1 rRNA gene is annotated in these 223 nt (G+C 57.4%); it reads right to left on the reverse strand.

The window, feature by feature from the left end:
- Nucleotides 1-223 (reverse strand): 16S ribosomal RNA (locus tag EYW45_RS00025); the annotation flags it as partial.

A 223-nucleotide genomic window follows, 5' to 3' on the forward strand; every position in this document is an offset into this window, starting at 1 on the left:
CCCAGTGTGGCTGGTCGTCCTCTCAAACCAGCTACGGATCGCGGCCTTGGTGAGCCATTACCTCACCAACTAGCTAATCCGATATCGGCCGCTCCAATAGTGCAAGGTCTTGCGATCCCCTGCTTTCCCCCGAAGGGCGTATGCGGTATTAGCTACGCTTTCGCGTAGTTATCCCCCGCTACTGGGCACGTTCCGATACATTACTCACCCGTTCGCCACTCGC

This window comes from Schauerella aestuarii, from assembly GCF_009866805.1.
In the GTDB taxonomy this organism is placed as follows: Bacteria; Pseudomonadota; Gammaproteobacteria; order Burkholderiales; family Burkholderiaceae_B; genus Schauerella; species Schauerella aestuarii.